This window comes from Anabaena sp. WA102 (assembly GCF_001277295.1).
GTDB classification, from domain to species: domain Bacteria; phylum Cyanobacteriota; class Cyanobacteriia; order Cyanobacteriales; family Nostocaceae; genus Dolichospermum; species Dolichospermum heterosporum.
The window spans coordinates 3662413-3676882 of the sequence record NZ_CP011456.1 but is presented as its reverse complement, the minus strand read 5'-3'; the positions used below and the strand labels follow the sequence as shown (position 1 = coordinate 3676882).

Genomic DNA, 14470 nt, shown 5'->3' with positions numbered 1-14470 from the left:
GTATAACATCTCTGCAATTTGTTTTGGAGTAGCACGAACTCTGATAATTTATATTAAGTAAATCATTTATTTTCAAATATTAATTACCCCGATATTATTATATAATAACATTGTCTTGGATTTATGTAATTACTATAATTATGTTATAATTACCAAATATAAGTTAGGTCAGGGTTTATGGATAGAAGTCATTACGATAAGTTAAGCAGTGAACAGAAATTAGCATTTTTAGAAAGTGTGATGGAACATTTAACCATAGATGAAAAAGCCAAATTGGTTAAGAAATTATTACCTGTTAAAGATGATAATAGTTTTACGGTAACAATGGGGAATTCCCAAGTTCATGCTAATACTGTTTACCAATTCAACCTTAACAGTAAAGATGAAATTGCAGATTTATGGGAGGCGATAACTGACAAAATCAGAAATAACCCTGACAATAAGGTTGAGTAGATATGCCAGAACCACAGAACCAAAATAAATCACGTCATGCAGCAGCAGACGAAGAATGCTGCGATGAAATGGCAGAAAAATACGGTTGGAAACTTGTTGACGTAGAAGAAACTGGTAACGATATACTGCCAGTAGACTGTGTATTTGAGGGCGATACAGAATTTCCCAAATCATATTACGATACTGAGGAAAAAGATGATGCGTAGATGGATTGTTTTCCGGGCTGAAAAACGTCAACCAGGTTGGCAAGATAGGAAATATGCTCACACGGGTTCTTTAACCAAAACTCTAGGTGAACACTATGATTGTTCAGATACACCACTACCCGAAGTTGGTTATCGTCCCCCGGAATTTATTAAAGTTGAGCAGTTTGTTGATGCCGAATACCCAGAAGCCAAAACCCATCATCGTTTAAGTGATTGGGAAGTAACCAGTGTTGAAACCTATACTCCTGATATTTCCGGTATGGGATTTGATATGATTGTGATTTGTTATTGTAAGTATGTACCTATTAATGCAGCACTTCAACCAATGCCAGAACGACAGATGCCAGTAAAGCAAACAGTAAATGTTTAAGATTCAGAACTTCCAGGTATTTGCTTGGAAGTTTTTTTTATGGGCAACAACAATAGACAGGGATTTTCTCAGTATTTAAGTTTTTCTCTAAGAATTTCTCAGTAGTTTAGTTGAGGATAATTAATCCCACATCTAAAAATTATTTGCTTTAATCATTTTATATTATTTAATACGCATCATACGCATCACAAAATTAAGAACTCTTAGTTACTAAATTTACTAGGTTCTTGTTGTAGAATTACTCAAGAAAATTCTTAGAGAAAATTTATTATTTATGAGTTTTCTTAGAGTTTTTACTGAGTGTTATAAACTCCCTGATATTTTGTACACTGTTACCGTTGTGGATCATATTTGCAACTGCGGTAACTATTTTTGTGGCAACTCCCAAAGAGCGGTTTTTCCATTGACCATCAATTGGTAGAGTCGAAGGCGGGTGTATTCAAAGAAGCATTACAAGCTTTGGTGAATGAAATTGGAATTGAAATTCGCATTGCTCACTATCCTCCTTATACATCTAAGTACAATCCGATTGAGCATCGGCTGTTTCCACATCTAAGTCGGGCTTGTAAAGGTGTTATTTTCGACAGTGTTAACACTGTTGCTAAACTGATGGCAAAAGCTACTACTCAGAAAGGGTTACAGGTTTTTACGACCATCATTGATAAAGCCTACGAAACCGGTAAGAAAGTTGCTGAGGGTTTTAAAGAAACATAGATAGATTTTCGCATATCAGCTTTAGCTGTGCAGCGGCTTTTTGAATTGGGTTCTCAAAACTGGTAATGCGTTGATGTAATAGCGGTAAAGCCCAACTTCCAGACATCTCTGGGATGACGGCAATTGTGCTGTAACCTTGTCCCAAGGTTACGGGTTTTGCTCCTGACATTGGTTGTTCTTGATGCTCATAGGTTCTATCCTTTAACGTCGGTGCATCTATTCTTGTCCAAGCTGTATGATCTCCCGCTAAGATTATTCTTTCTGTGGGATTGAGTTGTTCTATATACAATTTCATTAATTCTGTTCTTGGGGGATTGCCATCCTCTATTGCCTCATATACACTTGACCACTTTCTTCTAAACACTGGCGATAATGCTAATTCTACGAAGGCATAAATACTCCGGGTGATTAATGCTGCATCCATCAAGTCAAATAAGGCATCTTTGGCTTTGCCCAAAATATTGTATACACTTGTGCGAAATTGTCTTAGCTGTTCTAATGGCATTGTCAATCTGATAACTTTTTTACATTTATCAGCATTGAACATTCTGCGGTCAGTTTTACATCACTGACCGCTTTTTTTCCGCCAATTCTTTATTCTCTATAATCGGTAGTCTTTTTAACTCATTGTTTCTCAGTAATTTTAACTTATATTTCTGTTTTTAGTCTAAACTCCAGAACTAACAGCAGAAGAGATAAAAATTATAGAAGGATAAACACGAAAAATCTCAGATCCCCCGACTTCTTTAAGAAGTCGGGGATCTAAAAAGAAGATAAAGCTAATCAAATTAAAATACCAATAAAATAAGGGTGGGCTATTTGTCCACCCTCATTAGTTTTAAATGCTCTATACAATTTACACTAAACCACCAGCAGCTTGAAAACGAGCGCGAGCGCGTTTAAATGCCTGTGTTGCTTGGAATTGTGCTTTTCGGTCATCTGCGCTAACTTGATTTAAGCCAGATTGTGCTGTATTAAAAGCAGTGCGGGCTTCTTCAAGGTTAATTTTGTCGCCACGTTCAGCACTATTGACTAGAATTGTGACTTCATCTTGATCAACTTCAGCAAAACCGCCTAAAAGAGCGATCGCTTGCCAACTAGCATTTTTACTAGCTCGGACACGCATTACGCCTGTATCCAAGGCTGTCAGCATGGGAGCGTGTCCACTGAGAATACCTAACTGACCAGTAGTGCTAGGTAAAATTACTTCGTCAGCTTCAGCATCCCAAACAGTTTTGTCTGGGGAAATTACACGAACAGTTAATGTCATTTGTCAGTTGTCCTTTGTCATTTGCCTTTTGTCAGTTGTCAGTTGTCAGTTGTCAGTTGCATAAAAAACCACTGACTACTGACTAATGACTAATGACTAACCCTTGAGCTTTTCAGCTTTAGCTTTAGCTTCAGTGATATCGCCTACCAAGTAGAAAGCTTGCTCAGGTAAAGCATCTAATTCACCAGAAAGAATTTGTTGGAATCCTTTAATGGTGTCTTCCAACTTCACATACTTACCAGGAGAACCAGTAAATACTTCAGCTACGAAGAAAGGCTGAGACAAGAACCGTTCAACTTTCCGCGCCCGTGCCACAATTAAACGATCTTCCTCAGACAATTCATCTAAACCCAAAATGGCGATGATGTCTTGGAGTTCTTTATAACGTTGCAAGGTGGATTGTACAGCCCGTGCAGTTTTGTAGTGTTCATCACCAACGATGTTGGGTTGCAACATGGTGGAAGTAGAACCCAAAGGATCAACCGCAGGATAGATACCTTTAGAAGCCAAACCACGAGACAATACTGTTGTACCGTCCAAGTGGGCAAAGGTAGTTGCTGGTGCGGGGTCAGTCAAGTCGTCCGCAGGTACATATACAGCTTGAATAGAAGTAATAGAACCTTCGGTGGTGGAGGTAATCCGTTCTTGCAAAGCACCTACGTCAGTACCCAGAGTAGGCTGATATCCTACCGCAGAAGGCATCCGACCCAATAGCGCGGATACTTCAGAACCAGCTTGTACGAACCGGAAGATGTTATCAACAAATAGCAATACGTCTTGCTTGTTGACATCACGGAAGTACTCAGCCATTGTCAAACCAGACAAACCAACCCGCATTCTTGCTCCGGGTGGCTCGTTCATTTGACCATAAACTAGAGCAATTTTGGATTCGTTGAGGTTATCTTTATTGATAACTCCAGATTCCATCATTTCGTTGTAGAGGTCATTTCCTTCCCGTGTGCGTTCACCCACACCCGCAAATACAGACACACCACCGTGTTGGGTAGCGATGTTGTTGATCAATTCCATCATGATCACGGTTTTACCAACACCAGCCCCGCCGAACAGACCGATTTTACCACCGCGTTTGTAGGGAGTGAGCAAGTCAACAACTTTAATCCCAGTTTCAAACACAGAAGGTTTGGTTTCCAAATCTGTGAATTTAGGAGCGTCACGGTGAATAGGTAGATATGCTTCGGCGTTTACGGGACCTTGCTGATCTACAGGTTCGCCTAAAACATTGAAAATCCGTCCCAAGGTGGCTTTACCAACGGGTACTGTAATCGGAGCGCCAGTATCAACTACTTCTAACCCACGAACTAAACCGTCGGTGGTACTCATAGCCACCGCCCGTACTTGGTTGTCGCCTAGAAGTTGCTGTACTTCAACGGTTAAGCTGATGTTTTGTCCAGCTTCATTTGTGCCTGTGATGGTTAAAGCGTTGTAGATTTGGGGTAATTTACCGCCGGGGAACTTAACGTCTACAACCGGACCAATTACTTGGGTAATGTAACCTATGTTTGTTTTTTCTGCGGTGGTGACCATGCTGCGCCTAAATGATTGAAGCTAGTTTTCACAAGTGGGTCGTTTAAGACCCCAGATCAAGCGATATCATCTTTTAGGTTAGCACTTAACGACTCCACCTTTGCCTTAAATTCATTATTAAGAAGAGATCCCCGATTTTGTGAAAATCCTGGAACTGCAAAATAAATTACTTCCACAAAAAACCGCAAAAAGAGAGTATTGGGGATTGACAACGGATTTTATATTTGTTATCATGGAGTTGATAAGGAAGATATATCAAACAAATATAAATAACCCGGTAGGGGTTTAGCACTGCTGAACTCTCATATTATAAGGGTTTCAAGAATGTCAAGAAAGATATGGGTAAGGCATAGTGCGGGGAGAGGTTTGGAGAGGGGTCAAATTCTTTTCGTCAGTCTCCCCACTTCAAAACCCCTAAAATCCGGTTTTAGCTTAACCGACAGAAGCCCCACGACTGACCCGAAGGGCAGCGTGGGATGAATGGCGCGTGAATTAACGACAGTTTTTCAACCTATCTTCCGCACCCTCAACTGTCACAATCGGTTTTTACTGTTTTTTATGATGAAATGAGGATGTATTATATACAGAATCTCAATGAATTAACGGATACATGATGCCGACAAGGCATAATTTATATCCAGAAATCAAGAGAAAATCAAGTGATAATACTATGTGACACCCCAGGGTGCGGAATGTGGGTTTCAACCAAAGCGACAGCAAGGGAGAAAAACATGGAGGCAATTCACAAATCTTGTGTTATAGTGTTTTATAGTGTTTTATAGTAAATTTCTTTCGCTCTAATATGTTAAAAGTTGTCAAAATCAGATTATATCCAGATGCCCAGCAGCAGCAGTCATTAGCACAAGCTTTTGGCAGTTGTCGTTGGTTATGGAACTATTTTTTGAATTTGATGAATGAAACATATAAAGAAACGGGTAAAGGACTGTCTGGATACGAAGTCAAAAAGATAATTCCTCAGCTAAGGAATATGAATTAAATAAAGTGCAAAAGTAGGGTGTGTTAGCGACAGCGTAACGCACCATTTCAGGTTAAGTCAGAATTGCAGGTTATTAAATTTGCGTTCCTAAAGAAAGAACATGAGAAGAACTTAAAAATAAAACAACAGCAATTATCCAGAAAACAAAAAGGCTCTAATAACCGCAATAAAACTAGAAAGAAAGTTGCTAGAGTCCATAGAAAGATAACCAGAAATGTTGAATAGCGTAATAAAACTTTACATATTGAAATAAACTTAGCCTATAAGTGCTATTTTTCATCTTATCCAAATAAGTTTTCTAAACCAATGAACATAACTTATTTCCTGACACATATAGGACTGAAGATAACGGAGTTTATCTAATAAAGTTTTGCCAAATTCTGGCGGTATTTCTATTAGTTGCAATATCAAATAAGCGATTAAACAGCACATTATCTGAATTCTAATTCCATTCTCATTCTTTGTCATAAGTCTGTCTAACTTGAGGTGCATTTTTAAGAATTTCCATAACAATTCAATTTGCCATCTTTGTATGTAAATTTCCATAATCTCTTGATTACTAACTTGCTCTTCTCCTTCATTTAATAAGTTTGTTGCTAAACGAAATTCACTCTTAGTTTCTATATCACAAAATGCTACTACTCTAATTTCCACTTCTCTTTCATCTTTGCCAACTTTACAATTACCATTTTCTAGCATTTCTAAAGTGACATTATTTTTAATTCTTAAGACAAAAGCTTTATTTTTTTGTTGTTTTAATTCAGATATTCTTTCGGAGGATGCAAATCCTCTATCCATTATCCCTACTCCTTTTGACGGAATTGCTTCTACTGTTTCTTGTCCATATTTATGGTCATGTCCTTGCCCAAAATGAATCACCATTCCACCAACTTCTGATGTCAAACTATCTAACCCACAAAATAGTTTTACTTGATGATATCCTTGACTCCATAATAATTTACTTGTTAATGTAATAATTGTTGAATCTATAGGAAATAATGCTTGGGTTTCTTCCTTTCCTTTTTTCTTTCTCAGTTGATTGTTTAATTCAGTTATTATCTCCAAAAATACTTGAGTATCTCTCTTTTTACTTGCCTTGGAAAAATTTGATATTTTTAAATCTATCCCTTGATTATTTAGTCTTTGAAATAAATCTCTCATACTCACTATACTTTTATCCATGACATACTGTAACCACACTGATACAAATGAAAATGTGTCCAGAACTGGATAATCTTTTTTGGGCAATGGTTTCAATATTGTTTTGACCACTTCTGGGAAATTCTTTAAGCGCATAATTTGATAATTCTTTATCTAGATTTTTTTAGATTGTATCAAATTATGGTACTTTTTTTTAATCTTTTCCTAACATTCAACACTTCTGCTCCCCAATCAAAGGGTTCTATTTCTCCATAAGTTAAATGAGAAAGAGAGTTAACTTTGTCTATAACATCGAGAGTAATTGCGTCTGGTGTAAACCATTGGGCTGGGGGTGGATGTAATTTACCTTTAGGTGGTTGACGATTTTCTTTATCTAAATTCCACTGTCCTCCAATTGGTTGTTTGTCCTCCATTAAAATTTGAAAACTTCGTCTTCCTTCTCGATAAAAATCTTCCATTAATAGGCGTTTGCGACTTTTCGCCCAATCAGTGAATTCTTCTGTACTCCATAAAAATTGATTATTAGGAATTAAGGTGATTGGACAAGGTAATTGTAAATTTTGAATTATTTGGATGAATGGTTGATCATTGGGTGTCATTACCCGCAATTCGGTAATTTGATTAACTTGAATCCATGCTTGGAGTGATGTTTGAAAATCTGTGGCTACTTTGTATGTGACTGCATAGTTTAGTTGTGCTAATTCTGCTGCAAAGTGGCGCATTGCTGACCAAATTAACACTAATTTTTGGCGATGATATGGTCTGATTTGAATATGCTGTAATGATTCGATGAAAATTACAGGTGTATTTATTTGATGATTACAGCTTTTTAAGGCTGATTGTTGTAGGGAAAGTTGATCGCCTAATATCCAAATTCCAATCATAGATAATTTTATATTTTATGTCAATTTAAGTTTTTTGATTTTGGGATTTGAATCTCCCTGCAATAAATTCTCTTTTTTCTAAATGTTTGGTTTTACGTTTGGTAACTCTTTCTCTCCACATTTGGAAACTGGATGATTTCATTTCCCTTCTCATCAGAGCAATTACCTGTTTTTCTAAGAGTCCAAATTGTTTTTCTATCACATCAAATGGTGTCCGATCTTCCCAAGCCATTTCGATAATACGATCTATGGTTTCAGTATCTAAGTCAGGTAGTTTCATACTTTGAGAATTTGAATAAAAATGCCACAATTATAAATCTATATTGATTATACTATCACAACTCTCTTTTCTCTTGTTTTCTCTAAGGAGGTAGAACCTCTAAGATAGCATTCCCAGTCTGGAGACTGGGAACGAGAAGACGAGAAATAAATCGCCAGAATGCTCTAAAATAAGAGTAGGTACAAAAAACTCTGTACTCTCCTCCAGTCGCTTCATCTTTATTACTTATGACTTTCTCGTCAGCACGACAGTATTTTTACCAAGAGATTCAACAACCTGATGAGGATATCAATCTCGCAAAGGCAGCCTTATATATTGCCCAGGAAGAATATCCAGATATTGATACTGAAGAGTATTTAAATGCTATTGATACAATGGCAATGGAGTTAGAGGAACGTTTGCCTTCTTTTCGCTATCCTCTACGGGTTATTCAAAGTATTAATCAATATTTATACGAAGAATTGGGATTTGATGGTAATAAGCTTGATTATTATGACCCCCGCAATAGTTTTTTAAATGATGTCATTGAACGGAAAACGGGTATTCCGATTACTTTGGCACTGGTTTATATGGAGGTAGCCAAACGGATTGATTTTCCGATGGTTGGGGTAGGAATGCCGGGACATTTTTTGATTCGTCCAGACGTGGAAGATATAGGGATTTTTGTGGATGCTTTTAATGGTGGTGAGGTGATGTTTGCCCAAGACTGTCAAGAAAGACTTTCACAAATTTATCAGCAAGAAGTGACGCTCAAACCTGAATTTTTAGCGGTTGTGAGTAATCGGCAATTTTTAACACGAATGTTGACTAATTTAAAATATATTTATCTTCAAAAGCAGGATTTAGAAAGGAGTTTAAGAACGGTAGAACGGATTTTGCTGTTGTTTCCAGAAGCCAGTTTTGAATTAAGAGATCGGGGTTTATTGTATTATCAATTAGGGCAATTTTCTCAAGCGGCGGAAGACTTACAAATTTATTTAATTAAAGTTCCTGATGCTAGAGATGGAGATGTAATTCGTCAATTACTTGCTAAGTTGAATTAGTTAGTTGTATAATTTCCTTAAGAGTCTATCGAGTCAGGAGAAGTTGTTATGCTGACCATTGATACTAATAAAACACTATATGAGCAAGATTTTTATCTGTGGATACAAACTACACTTACACTTTTGAGAGAAAGAAAATTAGAGCAATTAGATATTGAGAATTTGGTTGAAGAAATTGATAGTATGGGAAGGAGGGAAAAGAAAGAACTAAAAACTCGCCTAGTTGTCCTAATTGAACATTTATTAAAACTACAATATTGGACAGAGGAAAAAGATTACAATGCTAGGGGCTGGCGTAATACTGTCGTTGAACAAAGACGACAAATAGCCTATACTCTAGCAGATAGTCCTAGTTTAAAAGGTATTTTAGATGATGTATTTCTAGATTGTTATACAGATGCTAGAAATGATACAATAAATAAATATCAACTTCCCCCAACTTTATTCCCTGAAGAACCATCTTTTTCTTTAGTTCAGGTTCTCAATGCAGATTTTATGCCCTAAGTCTAGAGTATAATTCAAGATAGTGCGTTACGCTATCTGGGCGCAAGCCTCGCGCCCCTACTTCCTGACTTTCATACTTTTTTCCTCAGTCTAACTTTAATCAGCAATTCATCTTTAATTCGGTTCAAAATTGAAGTTTCATTTAAAGTTGATAGAATTTGACTAACTACTGCTTTTGGTCCATCTGGTCCCCAGGTTGCACCATTGGCTAAATAGGCTTTGGTAACTTGACCGATACTGTATGAAGATACTCCAGCTACTCCTGCTTGGGTTATAGCTATGGATAAATAGGGTCCAATTGTCATGCCGGCGGTTGCTGTTGCAGAGATACCCAGTAGGGTTTTTAAACTACTTAAACCCAAATTTGCTAATAGTTCACTAGCACCGATACCACCCATACTCAGGGCGATTTTTTGGAGTAATTTCACTGCACCGGTTTCTGTCATGGGGATACCGTAAAGCTTGGATAAGCCTAAAATTAAGGAGATATCTATAATTACAGCACTGAGTATATCCACTACTGTAACAGGATTGAGTGCGATCGCCAATGCTTTAGTAATTACTGCTTTCCAAATTAACTGATTCGCATTTTCTTCTCTAATTATCAGTTTACGTTGTACCAATTGCTGATTAACATCATCAGCATAAAGCATCGTATTTAAAGCTACTAATGCCTTACCTTCATGGTGGAGAATTTCCAATATTTTCAACTTTAATTCGTCAACTTGTGATTGTCCTTTTTGGAGTTTTATACCTCTAGTTCCATCAGGATTTTGTACCGCCATTCTGACTAATGGTGAAGCTGCGGACATAACGATTTCTGCTGGTGAAAGTAATTCCCGCACTCTATCATCTCGAATTTTTTCATAAATTGTAATTCTGTCAGTTTCGGGATATTGATCAACTTTATTAAAGACTAAAATAATCGGTTTACCTACTTCTCGTAATTGCGATAATGCTATTTGTTCAATCTTTGTCATATCTCCCGAAATTACAAATAAAATTAAATCTGCTTGCTTGGCAATTTGTTCAGCTAAAGCTGCGCGAGTTTCACCGTCTACTTCATCTAATCCAGGAGTATCAATTAATTCAACTTGGGATTGACCATTGCTGGGTAATGTGACTTTTAAAGTCCCTAAAGCTTCTTCACTAATACTCCAATTTACTGTTTGTGCATCACGAGTAACACCATGTAGAGGTCCAGTAACAAAGACTTCTTGACCAACTAAAGCATTGAGAAGGGAAGATTTACCCCGTCCTACCATCCCAAAAGCGGCAATTTGAACTACCATGCTTTCTAGTTTATCTAGCATGGTTTCTAAATCATGAATTTCTGCTTCTAATCCAGATTTTTCCACAGAGGAAAGATCAAGATTGTTAACTAAGTTTCGGAGTGCATTTTTGGCTTGTTTGTAGTTAAGTTCGGCTTGAATATCGTCAAAGGTAAAAATGGCATTATCCAATTCTTCTTCCCAATTGGGGATGGATTCAGGTATAGTGTTCATTTGAGAAAGCGAAAAACAGGGAGTAATTAAAAGTTACACTAGCACAAATATAGTATATGGGATTTTTCAAGTAAGACATATTAATCAGATTTTACTCTGTGGGTGCAGGTTATTTCCAAATTTATGCCTTTAGAAGATGTCGAAGAAGCCATGAAGCGGATAACGGTTAAGTTCAAGGTGTAAAATATTTTGGTGGTTAATATCCAACCTTGTATATTTAGACAAAGTAGTAGAGTGATAAGCTTTAGTTTAGTATAATGTCAAGGAGAGTATTGTGTGAACTTAACTCTTTTGTCCTTATTTATACAAACTATAAATAGTTTAGAGGTTAATTTATATGAAATTGATCATCAAAAATTTAGGTCCGATTAAAAACAATACTCAAGCCATTGATTTAGCCAAGGATTTCTTTATTTTTGTTGGACAAAATAACAGTGGTAAAAGCTATGTTGCTCAATTATTATGGGCGATTTTTAATGAAGATATAATTCATAAATTTGCACGTACAAATGTAGAAATAATTGATAATCAAATTGTTGAAAATATAAATAATATCGAAGTTAATCCTGAATTATTGGCAGTAATTTTGAATAGATATAGTTCATTTTTGCAGGAAGAAACAAAAAAAGAGATATTTAATACAGGCAAAAATTCCCAAATACTCAATAATATTGTTATTGCTTTTGACTATGAAATATCTGAATTAAGAGAAGGAGAAATTGAAGGAACTGTCAGAATAAAAGATGCTGATGACAATAGATTAGAATATATAGAATTTAAAAAAGATCAAGGAGATTTAATATATAAATTTATAGAGAAACAATTACCAGAGAGTATTAAAGAAATAATTCCTAAAAAATCTTTAGACAGGGATTTACTGGATGAAAAAAAGTTTCTTCTAATTGCAACAATAATTAGAACAATGTTGAAATATGAACATGAGACTTTTTTCTTACCAGCTAGTAGAATTTTCTTTTCTACATTCTATCGTTATATTTATGAGGTTGATAGAAAAAGACGGGAACAAGATATTAAAAAACTTGTAGATTTACTAGAAAATCGCCGCAATAGGTCTAATATTCAATCATCTGATCTTCAAGAGTTAGATGTTTTTAAAAGAAAATATACAGAACCCATGAATAAGGTTTTTGAAAAACTTTTCTCTCTGAATCTTGAAGAAAATATTGAAGGAAATTATATCAATCTTGTCCAACAATTACAGAAGATTATTGGAGGTGAGATAAAACTTATTAGTGTAGAGGGAATTGGTCTGATAGAATTTTATTTTAAAATTGATTCTGTTGATGAACCTTTGCCCATGTATTTAGCTTCTTCTTCTGTTAATCAATTAACACTTCTTTATTTATATTTAAAATATTGGGCATTAGAAAAGAATAATTTTTTAATGATAGATGAACCAGAAGTAAACTTACATCCTGAAAATCAAATTAAGTTAATCAATATATTAATACAGTTTATTCAAAGTCAAACAGGAAATAAAGTATTAATAACAACCCATAGTTCTATGTTAGCTAATGCTATTAATAATTGTATCTATCTGGATGTTCTTAAAAATCAACATGGAGTTAATGTCAAAAAAATTATAGAAGAAAATAAATTAAAATATGTTGATTCATCTATTTCTATATCAAAAGAAAAGGTAGGTGTTTATTTCTTCACAGGTGATAGGATAATTGATTATGAAAGCAGTGATTATGGCATCTATTTTATGAACTTTCGAGAGGTTGAAAACAATTTAGATAACTCACTTCGCATTCTGACTGATTATATTTATCTTCAAGAAGATGAGGTTGAAGATGAGTAAAAGTAATAAATATTATTTAAATAATCCTAAAAAGCTAAGTGTTCCTTCTCTGAGGGATGAATTACATAGAAAATTAGCTGAAACACAATTTATTGAAGAGGTTACTAATGATCAAATCGAAGTTGAAGAAAAAAATTCTGATGCAAAACTTAAAAAGGTATCTATTGAAGAATTAAATTATTCTGATGATAAATCAAAAGTAGACAGAATCTGGAAAATCAACTTAGAAAAAGAAATATTCGGTATCTCAACTAAAGACAAAACTCCAGAATGTGCTATTTTGGTTTTACAAAAATATGAAAGTAGTTATAAATTAAATATTATTTTAATTGAATTAAAATCTAGTATATCTAATAAGGACTTAGGGAAAATTGGAGAAAAATTTCAATGTGCAATGTCAAGAATATATATGTTACTTGTTCTGAATAATCACTTAAATTCAATTCAAAATTATCACGAATCAGAAATATATATAGATTTTAAAGGAATTCTATCTTATCAAAATTTTTCTGATAAAAGTAAATTTACGGAAAAAAATAACGAAAAATTATATTCGCAAATGTATGACATTTTGCAGACTCCTGGTAAATCACGTCTATTCACTTGTCAAACAATTTTAAAAGATCAAGATAAAATTAATATTAAATGTTTTTGTCAGCAAGACGAGGTAATAAAGATAAGTTTAGAATCCTTATTATCCAAATAATTCATCCTACTTCCTATTCTCTCCTTTCCCCCGCAGTTCTAATCAATTCCCCTATCAAAGCCACAATCGCAGTCGTAGAAATTAACATCACACTTAAAGCATTAATATCCGGTTTGACTCCCGTTCTAATCCGGCTAAAGATTTCCATTGGTAAAGTATTAGTACCACTTCCCGCAGTAAAACTAGCAATTAAAAAATCATCCAAACTCAACACAAAAGCCAATAAACACCCAGAAATAATTCCTGGCATTAATTGAGGTAATAAAACTAAAATAAAGGCTTGTGTTGGTGTCGCACCTAAATCTAAAGCTGCTTCTTCCAAATGGGGATTAATATTATTCATCCGCGCAGACACTACCAAACCAACATAGGATAGACAAAATACAATATGGGCGGCGATAATAGTCCATATACTCAAAGGAATAGCAAAAGCTGCTAAACATACTAGGGTAGAAACTGCGATCGCAATATCAGGAATTAATAACGGTAAATAAGCAATTCCCTGATATAATTTCTTACCAGGAAAGTCATAGCGTGCCAACCCCACAGCCATTAATGTTCCCATAACGGCGGAAACTCCCACAGCACAAAAAGCCACCACCAAACTATTATATAACCCCGATAAAATCCGCTCGTCACTAAATAATTTTCCGTACCATTCCAGGGTAAAACCTTGCCATGTAGCACTGTAAGGTGACTGATTAAAACTATAAAAAGCCAGTACCAGGATAGGTAGATACATAAACACAAATATAATCAGTGCAAAAACCACCTGCCATGAAACACGCGGTTTATTTATTTGTTTGTATATATTCATGCTGCTTAATAAATGCAAATATTTGGTTATCGTATTATATTATACTTATTTTTTGTTTTTAGTCAAGTTAAAAAATCCCAAATCTAACTAATTATTCTGTCTAATTTATTTCTTAAGGATCAGGCATTTACATTACCTGAGATAGACAAAAAATATCAAATATAAAACATAAGATTTGGTAGTAATCATA

Annotated in this window: 17 protein-coding genes and 1 pseudogene; 10 read left to right on the top strand and 8 right to left on the bottom strand. The window is 35.2% G+C overall.

Annotated features, from left to right (window positions below):
• Positions 1 to 177 precede the first annotated feature (177 nt).
• The 4 genes from AA650_RS16025 (at position 178) to AA650_RS16010 (ending at position 1743) form a co-directional block, all read left to right on the top strand.
• Positions 178 to 453: a hypothetical protein gene (locus AA650_RS16025; protein ID WP_053539760.1), complete on the top strand. Its 276-nt coding sequence runs from the start codon at positions 178 to 180 to the stop codon at positions 451 to 453.
• Positions 454 to 455: 2 nt separating this feature from the next.
• Entirely contained in the window at positions 456 to 659 is a 204-nt protein-coding gene (locus AA650_RS16020; protein ID WP_053539759.1) for a hypothetical protein, read from the top strand.
• Positions 649 to 1029, top strand: coding sequence for a hypothetical protein (locus AA650_RS16015; RefSeq protein WP_234413201.1), 381 nt, complete (start codon positions 649 to 651; stop codon positions 1027 to 1029). The genes AA650_RS16020 and AA650_RS16015 overlap by 11 nt, the downstream gene beginning before the upstream one ends.
• A gap of 372 nt (positions 1030 to 1401) precedes the next feature.
• Positions 1402 to 1743 (top strand): ISAzo13-like element transposase-related protein, encoded by a 342-nt coding sequence (locus tag AA650_RS16010; RefSeq protein WP_199924264.1) that lies wholly within the window; start codon positions 1402 to 1404, stop codon positions 1741 to 1743.
• Here AA650_RS16010 and AA650_RS16005 read toward each other — a convergent pair.
• From AA650_RS16005 to atpD, 3 genes are all read right to left on the bottom strand, one after another.
• On the bottom strand, positions 1730 to 2248 hold the full coding sequence (locus tag AA650_RS16005) for a transposase (RefSeq protein WP_081424379.1): 519 nt from the start codon (positions 2246 to 2248) through the stop codon (positions 1730 to 1732). The genes AA650_RS16010 and AA650_RS16005 overlap by 14 nt on opposite strands.
• A 351-nt stretch (positions 2249 to 2599) precedes the next feature.
• The gene (atpC, locus tag AA650_RS16000) at positions 2600 to 3013 is read right to left on the bottom strand and encodes an ATP synthase F1 subunit epsilon (protein WP_039201817.1); all 414 of its coding nucleotides are present in this window, start codon (positions 3011 to 3013) and stop codon (positions 2600 to 2602) included.
• A 96-nt stretch (positions 3014 to 3109) separates the two neighbouring features.
• The gene (gene atpD, locus AA650_RS15995; RefSeq protein WP_053539756.1) at positions 3110 to 4558 is read right to left on the bottom strand and encodes a F0F1 ATP synthase subunit beta; all 1449 of its coding nucleotides are present in this window, start codon (positions 4556 to 4558) and stop codon (positions 3110 to 3112) included.
• 802 nt (positions 4559 to 5360) lie between these two features.
• Between atpD and AA650_RS15990 the strand changes: the two genes are divergently transcribed.
• Both AA650_RS15990 and AA650_RS29340 read left to right on the top strand, forming a co-directional pair.
• On the top strand, positions 5361 to 5555 hold the full coding sequence (locus AA650_RS15990; protein ID WP_053539755.1) for a helix-turn-helix domain-containing protein: 195 nt from the start codon (positions 5361 to 5363) through the stop codon (positions 5553 to 5555).
• A 63-nt stretch (positions 5556 to 5618) separates the two neighbouring features.
• A complete protein-coding gene (locus AA650_RS29340; RefSeq protein WP_335337386.1) occupies positions 5619 to 5780 on the top strand; it encodes a transposase in 162 nt (53 codons plus the stop codon).
• 51 nt (positions 5781 to 5831) lie between these two features.
• On the opposite strand, the gene AA650_RS15985 is transcribed toward AA650_RS29340, so the two are convergent.
• The 3 genes and pseudogenes from AA650_RS15985 to AA650_RS15975 form a co-directional block, all read right to left on the bottom strand.
• Positions 5832 to 6851 carry an IS4 family transposase gene (locus tag AA650_RS15985; protein ID WP_053539754.1) on the bottom strand — a complete coding sequence of 340 codons (1020 nt, stop codon included), beginning with the start codon at positions 6849 to 6851 and terminating at the stop codon, positions 5832 to 5834.
• 89 nt (positions 6852 to 6940) lie between these two features.
• Positions 6941 to 7600: pseudogene (locus AA650_RS15980) on the bottom strand (cryptochrome/photolyase family protein); the annotation flags it as partial.
• A gap of 25 nt (positions 7601 to 7625) precedes the next feature.
• Positions 7626 to 7880, bottom strand: coding sequence for a TIGR03643 family protein (locus tag AA650_RS15975; RefSeq protein ID WP_053539753.1), 255 nt, complete (start codon positions 7878 to 7880; stop codon positions 7626 to 7628).
• Between the two features lie 227 nt (positions 7881 to 8107).
• Between AA650_RS15975 and AA650_RS15970 the strand changes: the two genes are divergently transcribed.
• Both AA650_RS15970 and AA650_RS15965 read left to right on the top strand, forming a co-directional pair.
• On the top strand, positions 8108 to 8923 hold the full coding sequence (locus AA650_RS15970) for a SirB1 family protein (protein WP_053539752.1): 816 nt from the start codon (positions 8108 to 8110) through the stop codon (positions 8921 to 8923).
• 48 nt (positions 8924 to 8971) lie between these two features.
• Positions 8972 to 9427, top strand: a complete 456-nt coding sequence (locus AA650_RS15965) for a DUF29 domain-containing protein (RefSeq protein WP_053539751.1) — start codon at positions 8972 to 8974, stop codon at positions 9425 to 9427.
• A gap of 71 nt (positions 9428 to 9498) precedes the next feature.
• Here AA650_RS15965 and AA650_RS15960 read toward each other — a convergent pair whose 3' ends face one another.
• Positions 9499 to 10932: a GTP-binding protein gene (locus tag AA650_RS15960; RefSeq protein WP_053539750.1), complete on the bottom strand. Its 1434-nt coding sequence runs from the start codon at positions 10930 to 10932 to the stop codon at positions 9499 to 9501.
• A gap of 337 nt (positions 10933 to 11269) precedes the next feature.
• Here AA650_RS15960 and AA650_RS15955 point away from each other — a divergent pair, with 337 nt between their 5' ends.
• Together AA650_RS15955 and AA650_RS15950 are read left to right on the top strand one after the other, a co-directional pair.
• Positions 11270 to 12757, top strand: coding sequence for an AAA family ATPase (locus tag AA650_RS15955; RefSeq protein ID WP_053539749.1), 1488 nt, complete (start codon positions 11270 to 11272; stop codon positions 12755 to 12757).
• Positions 12750 to 13463, top strand: coding sequence for a hypothetical protein (locus AA650_RS15950; protein WP_053539748.1), 714 nt, complete (start codon positions 12750 to 12752; stop codon positions 13461 to 13463). The genes AA650_RS15955 and AA650_RS15950 overlap by 8 nt, the downstream gene beginning before the upstream one ends.
• 13 nt (positions 13464 to 13476) lie before the next feature.
• Here the strand turns inward: AA650_RS15950 and AA650_RS15945 are convergent, their stop codons facing one another.
• Complete coding sequence (locus tag AA650_RS15945; protein ID WP_081424246.1) at positions 13477 to 14280, bottom strand: ABC transporter permease; 804 nt, start codon at positions 14278 to 14280, stop codon at positions 13477 to 13479.
• Positions 14281 to 14470: the final 190 nt, after the last annotated feature.